The 13452-nt window shown below is 67.1% G+C and carries 13 protein-coding genes; 9 read left to right on the top strand and 4 right to left on the bottom strand.

Features of this window, described 5'->3' with window-relative positions:
• Window positions 1-55 precede the first annotated feature (55 nt).
• On the bottom strand, window positions 56-517 hold the full coding sequence (locus GGC30_RS06845; RefSeq protein ID WP_017504078.1) for a peptidylprolyl isomerase: 462 nt from the start codon (window positions 515-517) through the stop codon (window positions 56-58).
• A 72-nt stretch (window positions 518-589) separates the two neighbouring features.
• Between GGC30_RS06845 and GGC30_RS06840 the strand changes: the two genes are divergently transcribed.
• Window positions 590-1300 carry an RlmE family RNA methyltransferase gene (locus GGC30_RS06840; protein ID WP_055753232.1) on the top strand — a complete coding sequence of 237 codons (711 nt, stop codon included), beginning with the start codon at window positions 590-592 and terminating at the stop codon, window positions 1298-1300.
• Window positions 1301-1304: 4 nt separating this feature from the next.
• On the opposite strand, the gene GGC30_RS06835 is transcribed toward GGC30_RS06840, so the two are convergent.
• Entirely contained in the window at window positions 1305-1850 is a 546-nt protein-coding gene (locus tag GGC30_RS06835; protein WP_153923209.1) for a DUF2061 domain-containing protein, read from the bottom strand.
• A gap of 127 nt (window positions 1851-1977) precedes the next feature.
• Here GGC30_RS06835 and guaB point away from each other — a divergent pair, with 127 nt between their 5' ends.
• From guaB to GGC30_RS06795, 8 genes are all read left to right on the top strand, one after another.
• Entirely contained in the window at window positions 1978-3435 is a 1458-nt protein-coding gene (gene guaB / locus GGC30_RS06830) for an IMP dehydrogenase (protein ID WP_153923208.1), read from the top strand.
• Window positions 3436-3441: 6 nt separating this feature from the next.
• Complete coding sequence (locus GGC30_RS06825; protein ID WP_066626054.1) at window positions 3442-3837, top strand: MAPEG family protein; 396 nt, start codon at window positions 3442-3444, stop codon at window positions 3835-3837.
• A gap of 9 nt (window positions 3838-3846) precedes the next feature.
• Window positions 3847-5148 (top strand): RsmB/NOP family class I SAM-dependent RNA methyltransferase, encoded by a 1302-nt coding sequence (locus GGC30_RS06820; protein WP_153923207.1) that lies wholly within the window; start codon window positions 3847-3849, stop codon window positions 5146-5148.
• A complete protein-coding gene (locus tag GGC30_RS06815; protein ID WP_153923206.1) occupies window positions 5145-5858 on the top strand; it encodes a 5'-methylthioadenosine/S-adenosylhomocysteine nucleosidase in 714 nt (237 codons plus the stop codon). Before GGC30_RS06820 ends, GGC30_RS06815 begins: the two co-directional genes overlap by 4 nt.
• Complete coding sequence (gene guaA / locus GGC30_RS06810) at window positions 5855-7417, top strand: glutamine-hydrolyzing GMP synthase (protein WP_153923205.1); 1563 nt, start codon at window positions 5855-5857, stop codon at window positions 7415-7417. The genes GGC30_RS06815 and guaA overlap by 4 nt, the downstream gene beginning before the upstream one ends.
• A gap of 290 nt (window positions 7418-7707) precedes the next feature.
• Entirely contained in the window at window positions 7708-8961 is a 1254-nt protein-coding gene (locus GGC30_RS06805; RefSeq protein WP_040349340.1) for a tyrosine-type recombinase/integrase, read from the top strand.
• Window positions 8962-9097: 136 nt separating this feature from the next.
• Window positions 9098-9331: a hypothetical protein gene (locus tag GGC30_RS06800; RefSeq protein WP_228763642.1), complete on the top strand. Its 234-nt coding sequence runs from the start codon at window positions 9098-9100 to the stop codon at window positions 9329-9331.
• Between the two features lie 75 nt (window positions 9332-9406).
• Window positions 9407-9691, top strand: coding sequence for an AlpA family transcriptional regulator (locus GGC30_RS06795; RefSeq protein ID WP_008260373.1), 285 nt, complete (start codon window positions 9407-9409; stop codon window positions 9689-9691).
• A gap of 272 nt (window positions 9692-9963) precedes the next feature.
• Here GGC30_RS06795 and GGC30_RS06790 read toward each other — a convergent pair whose 3' ends face one another.
• Complete coding sequence (locus GGC30_RS06790; RefSeq protein ID WP_153923204.1) at window positions 9964-11901, bottom strand: cytochrome c/FTR1 family iron permease; 1938 nt, start codon at window positions 11899-11901, stop codon at window positions 9964-9966.
• A gap of 137 nt (window positions 11902-12038) precedes the next feature.
• Complete coding sequence (lpdA, locus tag GGC30_RS06785; protein WP_008259848.1) at window positions 12039-13451, bottom strand: dihydrolipoyl dehydrogenase; 1413 nt, start codon at window positions 13449-13451, stop codon at window positions 12039-12041.
• Window position 13452: the final 1 nt, after the last annotated feature.

Below are 13452 nucleotides of genomic sequence, written 5' to 3'. Positions count from 1 at the left end.
TCGTTGCGCGAAATCTAATCCGAATTGGACGAAGTCCAAATCTGCCGCTTTAGCTTTAGTTGACCGTCGCCTTTACGATCTTGCCGGGGCTGCGCGGCGGCTCGCCCTTGGGCAGGGCGTCGACGTGTTCCATGCCCGATTCGACCTGGCCCCAGACGGTGTACTGGCGATCCAGGAAGGTGGCGTCGTCGAAGACGATGAAGAACTGCGAGTTGGCGCTGTTGGGGTCCGAGGTACGGGCCATCGAGCAGACGCCGCGCACATGCGGCTCGGCCGAGAACTCGGCCTTCAGGTTCGGCTTCTTTGAGCCCGAGGTGCCAGTGCCGGTCGGATCGCCGCCCTGGGCCATGAAGCCCGGGATCACGCGGTGGAAGACCACGCCGTCGTAGAAGCCTTCCTTGGCCAGTTCGGTGATGCGTTCGACGTGGCCGGGAGCCAGGTCGGGGCGCAGCTTGATGACCACGTCGCGGGCTTCGCCGTCGCCGGTGTCCAGGGTGAAGGTCAGGGTGTCGGCCATGTCGGTCGTCCTCTTTGGGTTGATTTGAGGCGGGACATAGCCCGCAACGCCGGTCGGGGCTATGTGGGAACGATGAGCGAAGACGAAAAGCCCCAAGAGCGCCGCCGGATGGTGAAACCGCCCACCGGCGGGACCGCCGCCGGACGCGGCATGGGCACCAAGATGAAGACGGCCGACACCAAGTCGATGTCGAGCCAGCAATGGATCAAACGCCAGCTGTCGGACAAATGGTCCGAAAAAGCGCGGGCCGAGGGCTGGCGCTCGCGCGCGGCGTTCAAGCTGATCGAGATCGATGACAAGTTCCGGCTGATCAAGCGCGGGTCAAAGGTCATCGACCTGGGCGCGGCGCCGGGCGGCTGGGTTCAGGTAGCCTTGAACCGGGGTGCGGGCGCGGTGGCGGGCGTGGACCTGCTGATGATCGCGCCGATCCCGGGTGCGACCCTGCTTCAGGCCGACTTCACCCATCCGGGCGTGGACCAGCAGTTGATCGACGCCATCGGCGGGGCGCCGGACCTGGTGCTGTCGGACATGGCGCACAATACAGTCGGACATCGCCAGACGGACCATTTGAAGATCATCGCCCTGATCGAGATCGCCGCTGACTTCGCCATCCGCACGTTGCGGCCCGGCGGAAACTTCGTCTCCAAGAACTTCCAGGGCGGAGACGCCGGCGGCGTTCTGGCGCGGCTGCGCGAGGAGTTCGAGACGGTGAAATACGTCAAGCCGGCGTCGAGCCGGAAGGACAGCGCCGAGGTGTTTCTGGTCGCGCTGAACAAGCGCTGACGCGTCAGGCGGCGGCTGTGCTCGCGCGGGCTCTGCGATCTTCCAGGCGCGACCAGATGCGGTCGTGCAGGGCGAAGAAGAGCGTCTGCACCAGAGGCTCGACCATGCCGATGGTCAGCGCCGTACGGATGTCGTTGGTCAGGGCGTAGGCCACGGCGACCGCCACGGCGAAATGCATGACGCCGTAGGTGACGGTCTTCAGCGCGATCTGTTTGAACGACCGGGGCAGGGTGTGGCTGTGGCCGTGATGGGCGTCGTGCGAGCGGCGCTGTTCCTCGGGCGACATGATGTCGAGGCGGGCGGTGAAGGCCTCTGTCGCCTCCTCGATATTGGAGGCCATGCGACGCCGCTCGACCTTATGCCAGACGCGGTCGTGGACGGTGTAGGCGATGGTCTGAAAGATCGGCTCGACCATGCCGACGGCCAGGGCGGTGCGCCAGTCGCGGGTGATCGCGAAGGCGACCAGAATGGCGACGATCAGGTGCATGACGCCATAGCTGGCGATCTTCAGAGCCAGTTTGCGCGCGGTGCTGAGGATGACGCCGACCATGCGGAGAGAATGGTGAGCGGCCCTGCGGGTTGCAAAGCAATAAAATCTATCAGGCCTATAACCGCAATCGGCCTTGCCCCCGACCCCCGCATCCCGTTATACGCGGCCCGCAAAACGGAGACTCCCTATGGAGATACGCGAAGGACTGACCTTCGACGATGTTTTGCTGGAACCCGGCGCATCCGAGTTCATGCCGGCGATGGTCGATGTCTCGACCCAGCTGACGCGCGACATCAAACTGAACATCCCGCTGCTGTCGTCCGCCATGGACACGGTGACGGAGAGCCGTCTGGCCATCGCCATGGCCCAGTCCGGCGGTCTGGGCGTTCTGCACCGCAACATGACCATCGAGGAGCAGGCCGACGAGGTCCGCGCCGTCAAACGCTATGAGAGCGGGATGGTGGTCAACCCGGTGACCGTCGGCCCGAAGACGACGCTGGGCGAAGTGCGCGAGATCGTCGCGCGCAAGAAGATCACCGGCTTCCCCGTCGTGGATCCGGCGACGGGCAAGCTGGTTGGGATGCTGACCCACCGCGACATGCGCTTCGAGAGCGACCTGAACGTCACCGCCGCCTCGCTGATGACCACGGGCGACCTGATCACGGTCCGCGAAGGCGCCAGCCGCGACGAGGCGCGCGAGTTGCTGAAGACCCGCAAGATCGAACGCGTCATCGTGGTGGACGAGGATTATCGGGCTGTCGGCCTGATCACCATGAAGGACATCGAGAAGGCCCAGGCCTTCCCCAACGCCGCCAAGGACGAGCAGGGCCGCCTGCTGGTCGGCGCAGCCTCCACCGTCGGCGACGCCGGATACGAGCGCGCGATGGCGCTGGCCGAAGCGGGTTGCGACGTGGTGGTGATCGACACCGCCCACGGTCACTCGGCCTCGGTCGCCCAGGTGGTCGAGCGGATCAAGCGCGAGAACAACCGGCTGCAGATCATCGCCGGCAATGTCGCGACCTATGATGCGACGCGGGCCCTGATCGACGCAGGCGCGGATGCGGTGAAGGTGGGCATCGGTCCCGGCTCCATCTGCACCACCCGCATCGTCGCGGGCGTGGGCGTGCCGCAGCTGACGGCGGTGATGGACTCCGCGCGCGCGGCCAGGGGCACGGGCGCCTCGGTCATCGCCGACGGGGGCATCAAATATTCGGGCGACCTGGCCAAGGCCATCGCGGCCGGGGCCAACGTGGCCATGATGGGCTCGATGTTCGCCGGCACCGACGAAAGCCCCGGCGAGGTCTTCCTGTACCAGGGCCGCAGCTACAAGTCGTATCGTGGCATGGGCTCGGTCGGGGCCATGGCGCGCGGCTCGGCGGATCGATACTTCCAGAAGGAAGTCTCGTCCGAGAAGCTGGTGCCCGAGGGCATCGAGGGTCAGACGCCCTATAAGGGCCCGATCAGCCCGGTCCTGCACCAGATGGTCGGCGGGCTTCGCGCCTCCATGGGCTATGTCGGCGCCGGCACCATTCCGGAGTTCCAGGAGCGCGCCCGGTTCGTGCGCATCACCGGGGCGGGTCTGCGTGAAAGCCACGTCCACGACGTGATGATCACGCGTGAAGCGCCCAACTATCGGCAAGGGTAGGCGACCATGACGACCGAACTCACCTATCTGGCCCTGACGCTGATCCTGGCCCTGGTTCAGATCTTCCTGCCCGCCGGGGCGCGGACGGCCGAGTTCGGCTCGAAATGGAATGCGGGTCCGCGCGACGAGACGCCGGAGGCCAAGAAGCCGCTGACCGGCCGTCTCGAACGCGCCCAGGCCAATCTGTACGAAACCCTGCCGCTGTTCATCGGCGCGGTGCTGATCGCCCATGTCATCGGCGCGTCCAGCGCCCTGACGGTGTGGGGCGCGGCGCTCTATTTCTGGGCGCGGGTGGTCTATGTGCCGCTCTACGCCTTCGGCGTTCCCTATATCCGGTCGCTGGTCTGGGTGGTCTCGCTTGCGGGACTGGTCATGGTCCTGGCGTCCCTGTTCTTCGTTTGAAAGCCTGACTTGACCCCAGCCGCTCGCCTCGCCGCCGCCGCCTCCGTCCTGGACTCCATCGCCCAGGGTCGCCAACCGGCCGAGGCCGTCATGAAGGCCTGGGGCACGGCCAACCGCTACGCCGGGTCCAAGGACCGGCGCGCCATCGCCGACCGGGTCTATAAGGTGCTGCGCGCGCGCGGACGCCTGTCGTGGATCATGGGTGGGCGCGAGGACGGTCGGGCCCTGGTCATCGGTTCGCTGCACGCCATCGACGGTCTTTCGCTGGAAGAGATCGAGGCCCTGCATTCGGGCGACGGCTATGGCCCGCGCCCGCTGTCCAAACAGGAGCGCAGCCGCATCACGGCGGGGCAGGGCGAACTGCCGGGCTGGGTCGCCGCCGGCCTGCCCGAGTTCGTGGTCGAGGATTTCAAGGCCACCTTCGGCGATCGCTGGGCCGAGGAAGCTCACGCCCTGATGGCGCCGCGCGCGCCGATCGACCTGCGCGTCAACGATGCGGCCGCCACGGTCGATGAGGTCGAGGCCGAGCTGAAAGCCGCTGGTCTGGACGTTTCGCGCACGCCCTGGTCGGCCGTCGGCCTGCGCGTGCCGTCGGAACCGCCACCCAACATCCAGGCGCTGGAAGGCTTCAAGGCCGGCCGCTTCGAAATCCAGGACGAAGGCAGCCAGGTCGTCTGCTGGCTGGCGGGCGCTGCACCCGGCATGACGGTGGTGGATTACTGCGCCGGCGGCGGCGGCAAAACGCTGGGTCTAGCCCAGGCGATGAAGGCGCAAGGCAAGCTGGTCGCCTCGGACGTCGTCAACAAACGGCTGGAGAACATCCGTCCTCGCCTGCAGCGCGCGGGCGTCGAGGCGGAGCTGGTCCTGATCGGTCAGAATGGCGGCGGCCTGGAAGACCTGAACGGGCAGGCCGATCTGGTCTTCGTCGATGCGCCCTGTTCGGGGTCCGGCACCTGGCGTCGTCGGCCCGAGGATGCCTGGCGGCTGACGGCCGAGGAGGTCGAAAAGCTGCACGGCCTACAGGTGCGTATTTTGAGCCAGGCGACCAAGCTGGTGAAGCCGGGCGGCCGTCTGGTCTATGTCACCTGTTCGATGCTGGCGCGCGAGAACGAGGCCAGCGTGGACGCGTTTGAGGCCGCCAATCCCGACTTCCGCCCGGTCGCCGTCACCGATGTCCTGTCGGCGCCGCAACTGAGCCAGGCGGCGCAGGCGAAGTTCTCCGACCTGGCGTCCGGGGCGCGCCTTCGGCTGTCGCCAGCCTCGGCCGACACTGACGGCTTCTTCGCCGCCATCTACGAGCGCGCGGCATGAAGCTGGCGCGGCATGGCGGAGTTTCGCTGCTCTACGTCATGGCCGCGCCTGCTGAATTCGGCCTGCACCTTCAGGCCCGGATCGCGCCGCTGATGACCGGCGTCGGTCCGGTCGAGGCCGCCGTGAGCCTGGGCGCCGCCCTGGCGCGGCTGGAGGCGGCGGGCGATCTGCCGGATCTGATCGTATCGCTGGGCTCGTGCGGATCGCGGGTGCTGGATCATGCGGCGGTCTATCAGGCCTCGTCCGTCGCCTATCGCGACATGGACGCCAGCCCGCTCGGTTTTCCGAAGGGCGTGACGCCCCTGTTGGACCAGCCCGCCGTCCTGCCTTTGCCGTGCCCGATCCCCGGCGTGCCGACGGCGACCCTGTCGACCGGAGCGAACGTCGTGTCCGGAGCCGCCTATGACGCCATCGACGCCGAGATGGTGGACATGGAGACCTGGGCCCTGGTCCGCGCCGCCCAGACCTTCGGTGTGCCTCTGATCGCCTTACGCGGCGTGTCGGACGGTCGCGCCGAGTTGAAGGCTTTGGAGGACTGGACCTCGACCCTGCATCATGTCGACGAGAACCTGGCCGTTGCCCTGGATCGGCTGATCGCCGTGCTGGAGGTCGACGGCCCCGCCGCTCTTGAGCTTCCCGCCCTTGAAATATCGGCCCCACCCCGCCAAGACCGCGCCCATCTTCCTGCCCCGGATTCGATCACGCCATGACCACGCCGCAAGACCACCAAAAGGTCCTCATCGTCGACTTCGGAAGCCAGGTGACGCAACTGATCGCGCGGCGCCTGCGCGAGGCCAGCGTCTATTGCGAGATCCATCCGTTCCAGAAGGCGGAAGCGGCTCTGACGGCCATGAACCCGGCGGCCATCATCCTGTCGGGCGGTCCCGAGAGCGTGCATGAAGAGGGCAGTCCCCGCGCGCCGCAGGGCGTGTTCGAGGCCGGCGTGCCGGTGCTGGGCATCTGTTACGGCGAGATGACGATGTGCGAGCAGTTGGGCGGCAAGGTCGAGGGCGGCCACACGCGCGAGTTCGGCCGCGCAGAGATCACGGTTCAGAAGACGTCGCCCCTGCTGGCCGACCTGGCCCCCGTCAGCGAGAACGAAGAGGTCTGGATGAGCCACGGCGACAAGATCGTGGCCATTCCGCAAGGCTTCGACGTGGTCGCCTCGTCCGAGGGGTCGCCCTATGCGGTCATCGCTGACGAGACCCGTCGCTTCTACGGCGTGCAGTTTCACCCCGAGGTGATGCACACCCCGCGCGGCCATCAGATGCTGAAGAACTTCACCCACGGCATCGCGGGCTTGAAGGGCGACTGGACCATGGCCGCCTATCGCGACGAGAAGATCGCCCAGATCCGCGAACAGGTTGGCGACGCCAAGGTGATCTGCGGCCTGTCCGGCGGCGTGGACTCCTCCGTAGCGGCCGTCCTGATCCATGAGGCCATCGGGGATCAGCTGACCTGCGTCTTGGTCGACACCGGCCTGTTGAGGAAGGACGAGGCGACCCAGGTCACCACCCTGTTCCGGGAACACTACAACATCCCGCTGGTGCATGTTGATGCGTCAAAGGAATTTCTCGGCGAACTGGCCGGGATTTCCGACCCCGAAACCAAGCGCAAGACCATCGGCCGGCTGTTCATCGAGGTGTTCGATCGCGAATCCGCCAAGATCGAGGGCGCCGAATTCCTGGCGCAAGGCACCCTCTATCCAGACGTGATCGAGAGCGTCTCCTCGTCCAGCGGCAAGGCCCACGTCATCAAGAGCCACCACAACGTCGGCGGCCTGCCGGACTATATGAAACTCAAACTGGTCGAGCCCCTGCGCGAACTGTTCAAGGACGAGGTTCGCGCCCTGGGCCGCGAACTGGGGCTCAGCGACGCCTTCGTCGGCCGCCACCCGTTCCCCGGACCGGGCCTGGCCATCCGTATCCCCGGCGAGATCACGCCGGACGCCGTCGAGACCCTGCAACAGGCCGACGCCATCTATCTGGATGAAATCCGCAAGGCGGGTCTCTACGACAAGATCTGGCAGGCTTTCGCCGTGCTGCTGCCGGTCAAGACAGTCGGCGTCATGGGCGACGCCCGCACCTATGAAAAGGTTTTGGCCCTTCGCGCCGTCTCCTCCACCGACGGCATGACCGCCGACTTCTACCAGTTCCCCTGGGACGTCCTGGCCAAGACTGCCACCCGCATCATCAACGAGGTCCGCGGCGTCAACCGCGTCGTCTACGACGTAACGTCCAAGCCGCCGGGGACCATCGAGTGGGAATAGTCCCGACCCTTCGGCAGCATTCGGTATCGCTTCCGAAGCGGCCTCTAAAGGCCTGACAACATTGTGAATTCTGTCGAGACCCTTCGGAGCCATTCGGAGGGTCTTTTTTCGTTTTGTCGGACTGGCCGACGGTACGCCGCTGCATTGATCTGGCGGACTCGGGCTCATACCGTCCTGACATCGGGCCGCGGTCTGACGGTATTCATTTCCAGCAAGTCATTGAGATGAATGAGAAAAAGCCGTCTTGGCGGGACCGATTTCGAGGACCGACGGAGAGAGGCGATTATACCGTGCTTACCGACACTGCGCTGAAGAATTTGCGACCGAAAGCAAGGGCTTACAAGAGTACCGACAGGGACGGCATGTACGTCTATGTCTCGACGGGCGGCGCAATCTCATTCCGCTACGACTATCGGTTCAACGGCCGTCGAGAGACCTTGACGCTCGGGCGTTACGGCAGCGCCGGATTGACGCTGGCCCAAGCCCGTGAGCGGCTGATCGAGGTGAAGAAGGCGATCGCGGACGGGGTGTCGCCCGCGGTTGAAAAGCAGCGCGCCAAACGTCGCCTGAAGGAAGCTCACGATTTCGCACAGGTCGCCCAGGGCTGGATGGACCGCGCGCCGATGGCGGACAGCACCCGCGACATGCGCCGGGCGATTTTCAATCGGGACATCCTGCCGAAGTGGAAGAACCGCCTGCTGAGCGAGATCACACCCGACGATCTGCGGGCCCACTGCAAGGCGATTGTGGATCGCGGGGCGCCCGCCACGGCGATCCATGTCCGGGATATCGTCAAACAAATCTACGGCTGGGCCATCCTCCACGGCGAGAAGATCGACAATCCTGCGGATGACGTGGGTCCGGCTTCGATCGCCACCTTCCGGCCGCGCGATCGCTCACTCACCCCAGCCGAAATCCGGATCATGCTGATGCTCCTGGGTGAGGTCGCGACCCTGCCGACCATCAGGCTCGGCTTGAAGTTCATCCTCCTCAGCATGGTTCGGAAGAGCGAACTTCAGGACGGGGTGTGGACCGAGGTGGATTTCGACAATGCGGTCTGGTCGATCCCGGCTGCGCGCATGAAGCGCTCACGCCCTCACAACGTCTACCTCTCCACCCAGATGCTCGACATCCTGGTCGCTCTGAAGACCTGCGCCGGCAACTCGAAATACATCCTGCCGTCGCGCTATGACGCCGATGCGCCGATGTCGCGGGCGACTTTCAACCGCGTCACCAGTGCGATCGCTGAAAGGGCCGGAAAGGGTAACCTTCCGCTCGAGCCCTTCACCGTGCACGACCTGCGGCGGACGGCCTCGACCCTGCTGCACGAGATGGGCTTCAACTCGGACTGGATCGAGAAAGGGCTCGCTCACGAAGAGCGATCTTCGCGAGGCGTCTACAACAAGGCGGAGTTCGAGACCCAGCGCCGCCACATGGCGCAGGAATGGTCGAACGCCGTGGACGCCTGGGAAGCGGGCCGCGCCTACACGCCGGTTCTGACCGTGTCAGAGGTCAGCGCACCGCGTTTTGATCCGAAATTTTGAAATGCGTCGGGATGCCAGCAGAAAATGCAGGGACAAGGACATGATCGACGCGCGGGATAAGGCTGCCGCCACCAAGCGCACGGCCGTCCGGCCGGGACTGCGCAAGCGGTCGCCGGACCTGTTGGGACTGTAGGCCATGGCCGGGCCGTATTTTCCGCCGCTGGAAGTCGCGGGGCAGACGCTCGCGTTCGACCATCTCGAGCCCTTCGTGCTGGAGATGGCCACCCAGTCGCGTCCGAACGGCGTGAAGATCGATGTCCGGTTTAGCAACCACTGCTTCAGTGAAACCTTCGACGCCGCCCAGCACGACGAAACTGCGGTCGCGGTCTGGGATGGTCCGAGGCGGCGCGTCTTCTGTCCGATCCGCTAAGACCAACACCGCGGGCCTGCGTGTTTTCCCTGCGGCATCTTTCGGTTCGAATCGACCCGAACGAGGAGATGCATCATGGGACAGACCCATTCGCCCCTGCCACGGACGATCAAGAAACCGGAACTGCGCCAGATGGTGCCGCTCGCAGACAGCACCATCTGGGAGATGGAGCAGCGCGGGGAGTTCCCCAGACGCTTCCGGCTGACGCCGCGATGCGTGGTCTGGGATCTGTCGGAGGTGCAGACCTGGCTGGAGAAACGCCGCCGCACCCCCGTCACGCCGGCCAAGGCTCCGGATGTGCGCCTGCGCCGATCACGCCCCGTCCACGACGGGCCGGGCGCCTCCCGACCGCACCTGTAAGCCGCGCCTCGCTTTAGAAAACGGCGAGCGGATTATCGACTGCTTCAGCCGGGGATGGCGGAGGCAACGTGCCGGAGGTTCTTGATCCCGCAAGCGACGACATTCCAACGAAAGAGCCCGATGTGCTGCCCGCCGGAGGCAAACCCATCGTCCGATAAGACCGTCTCCCCGGCCTGCGGACTCCGGGGGCGGAGGGCGGTTTCAGAACCGGAAGCCGGCGCCTGCCCATGCGGCCCCCGGCGGGGCGGAAGTTCGCTGAAGGGCTGGCGGCCCTAGCCGATGTCCGCCGGCCGCGCGCCCTTCGGTGCCGCATGCCGGGAGAAGCCGACCACGAGGATAGCGATCGTCAGCAGCTGAACGGCGACGCCTTCGACCGTCGGGTAGAGGCCGAGGATCTCGATACGGGGGATCCAGGCCAGCGGATGGACGTCGAGCCAGCCCGCCTCCTGCAGCGCCGCCACCCCCTTCCCGACGAGGACAACCGACAGGATGGCCATAAGGATCGAGCTCAGGGAGAAGAACCGGCCGATCGGCAGGCGCTTGCTGTAGGCCAGCAGGGCCCAGGCAACCACGGCCAGGATGACCACCGCCGTCAGGGCGCCGGCCAGCATGCCGAGGTGGCCGCCCTGGCTCCAGATCGCCGCATAGAACAGGATGGTCTCGAACACCTCCCGGTAGACCACCACGAAGGACAGCAGGAATAGGAACCAGGCCGACCGTTTCGACAGCGCATGGGAGAGCTTGTCGCGGATATAGGTCTGCCAGGCGTCGGCGTGCGACTTACCGTGCATCCAGATGCCCACCGAGACGAGCACGACGGCGGCCAGAAGCGAACCGAACCCTTCGGTCAGTTCCCGGCTGGCGCCGCTGATGGAGATGAAGAAGGTCGCGGCCGCCCAGGTAGCCCCGCCGGCGACCAGCGCGGCGACCCAGCCGCCGTGGACGTAGCGCAGCACCTCGGGCCGTTCGGCCTTCCTGAGGAAGGCGATCATCGCCACCACGATGAGCAGGGCCTCTAGGCCTTCGCGCAGCAGGATGGTGAAGGCGCCGAGGAAGCTGGCGAGATTGTCCGCCTCCTGGGGCGCGAGGGCCCGCTCGGCCGTGTCCAGCAGGGCGTTCGCACGAGCGACCCGACCGGCGACCTCCTGGGCGGGCGCACCCCGGCTGATAGAGACGCGCAGCTCGGTCATGGCGGTCTCGACCCGGCGCAGCAGGGCGCTGTCCCGGGCGCCGAGGGCCGGCTCGATCGGCTCGACGCCGTCGAGGTAGGCGGACAGCGCCGCGTCGGTGGCGGCCTTGCGATCGCCCCGTCGATAGGCGGCCTCGCTCTCCGCCAGGCGCGTCCGCGCCAGGGTCAGCGTCGATCCGGCCGGGCGCGCCGCGGCCTCGGGATGACGTCGCAGATAGGCGGTCAGGGCCCGCGCCCGGGGTTCGCCGAGGCGGGTGGCCAGCTCGGCCGGCGTGGTCTGGGTGAGGGCGGCCAGGTCGGGAAAGGCCGCGCGGACCGCCGGATCGCCGTCCCACAGGCGCTTGCCCTCGGCGGCTTCGGCGTCGGTGAAGGCGAAGCGGCCGACATAGAAGGCCAGCGCCCAGCGGTCCTCGGCCGGCAGGTGCGAGAAGCTGGCCATCGCCGTGCCCTCCAGCCCCTGGTCGATCACCTGATACAGCCCGAAGACGCTGCGCTGGCGCGCGCGCTCCACGTCGGCGAAGGCGATCGCCGGCGGATCGAGCCCTTCGGCGCCGGGGCCGTCGGCGCGCCCGGTCACGCCGTGGCAGACCGCGCACTGCTCGGCGTAGAGGGCGGCGCCGCGGGCCAGGTCGGGCGGGAACGAGGGCGCCAGCGGGCTCGGATAGGCCGTCAGCACCGCGCCGGCCAGGGCCTTGGCCCGGGCGCCGACGACGGCCGGATCCGCCTTGTCCCGGATGGCCGCCTGCAGGCCCTCTGCGTCGCGCATCAGGGCGGCCTTGGCCGGGTTGGCCGGCAGGGCGTCCAGACGCGTCCGGATCTGGGTGCTGAACTCGATCATCTCGCCGTATTCGGCCGGATTGACGATCTCGCCGTCGGCCACTGCGCCGGCGTAGTCGACCGCCACATAATCCAGCAGCCGCCAGGCGACCTGGGCCTCCGAGGCGGACGGCGCCTGGGCGAGGGCCGGGGCGGCCAACCCTAGGGCGAACAGCAGGGTGAGCAGACGGAGCAGAGGACGCATGGGAGACCTAGTTGTGAGCGGCTCGCAATAGCATTCAAGCGACGCCGCTGTCGCGTCTAAACTGCGGACGCGCCCGGGCCCGCAGAGGCGGCCGCGATCGCGGCTGCCGTCGGGTCAGACTTCGTAACGCGCGGCCGTCAGAGGTGGATCGTGCGCTCGGCTACCGCCAGGCAGGCTTCGCGCAGGGCTTCCGGCAGGGTCGGATGGGCGTGGCTTGTCCGCGCCAGATCCTCGGCCGCCGCGCCGAACTGCATGGCGGCGACCGCTTCATGGATCAACCCGCCGGCCTCAGGGCCCAGGATGTGCACGCCGAGGATCTTGTCCGTCGCGGCGTCGGCCAGAACCTTGACCAGACCGTTCTTCTCCAGACGCGCCTTGGCCATGGCGTTGGCGGAGAAGGGGAAGCGCCCCACGCGGTAGGCCACGCCGGCCGCCTTGAGGTCGTCCTCGGTGCGGCCGACCGAAGCCAGTTCCGGCCAGGTATAGACGACCGCCGGAATCGTTCCGTAGTCCACATGGCCCGCGCCCCCCGCCAGGCGTTCGGCCAGGGCGATCCCTTCCTCCTCCGCCTTGTGGGCCAGCATGGCGCCGCCGATGACGTCGCCGATGGCGTAGACCCCGTCGGCGCTGGTCCGGAACCCTTCGTCCACCGGAATAAAGCCCCTGCGGTCGGGCGCAATGCCGACCGTTTCCAGATCGAGCCTGGCGGTTGCGGGCCGTCGGCCGATGGAGACCAGCACGACATCGGCCTTGATGGTTCCTCGCGCGCCATCGCCCATGGGCTCGACGTCGAGGACGACGTCGTCGCCCTCCATCCGCGATCCGACCACCTTATGCCCAAGGCAGAACTGGAAGCCCTGGGCCTCGAGCACCTTGTGCAGCGCCGCCGACATCTCCGAGTCGACGCCGGAGGCGATCCGGTCGAGCACCTCGATGACCGTGACCTCGCTGCCGAGCCGACGCCAGACCGACCCCAGCTCCAGTCCGACGTAGCCGCCGCCGATCACCGCCAGATGGCGCGGCGCCGCCGTCAGGCTCAGGGCGCCGGCGGAGGTGACGATTCGCCGCTCGTCGATGGGCAGGTCGGGCAAGGTCGCCGCTTCCGATCCGCTGGCGATGACCACCGCCTTGCTGGCCTGCACCTCGAAAGCGCCGTCCGCGGCGCGCACCTCCACCCGGTCGCGCGCCAGCAGCCGCCCGCGGCCCTGGAAGCGGGCGACCTTGTGCTTGCGCAGGAGGTAGGCGACCCCTTCGCCAAGCTCGGTCACCACCTTGCCCTTGTGCCGCATGACACCGTCAAGATCGGCCCGCACATTGTCTACCATGACGCCGAACGCTTCGAGATTGCGCGCCATCTCCAGCCGCTCGGTGGCCTGGAGCAGCGCCTTGGACGGAATGCACCCGATGTTCAGGCAGGTCCCCCCGAGCAGTTCGCGGTCGTCGATGACCGCCACCGACAGGCCGAGCTGGCTCGCCCGGATCGCACACGGGTATCCGCCCGGCCCGCCGCCGATGATCACCAGGTCGTAGGAGGTCGTCGAACGGCTCATG

This window comes from Brevundimonas sp. SPF441, assembly GCF_009661015.1.
Lineage (GTDB): Bacteria > Pseudomonadota > Alphaproteobacteria > Caulobacterales > Caulobacteraceae > Brevundimonas > Brevundimonas vesicularis.
This window is presented reverse-complemented; position numbering and strand designations above follow the sequence as displayed.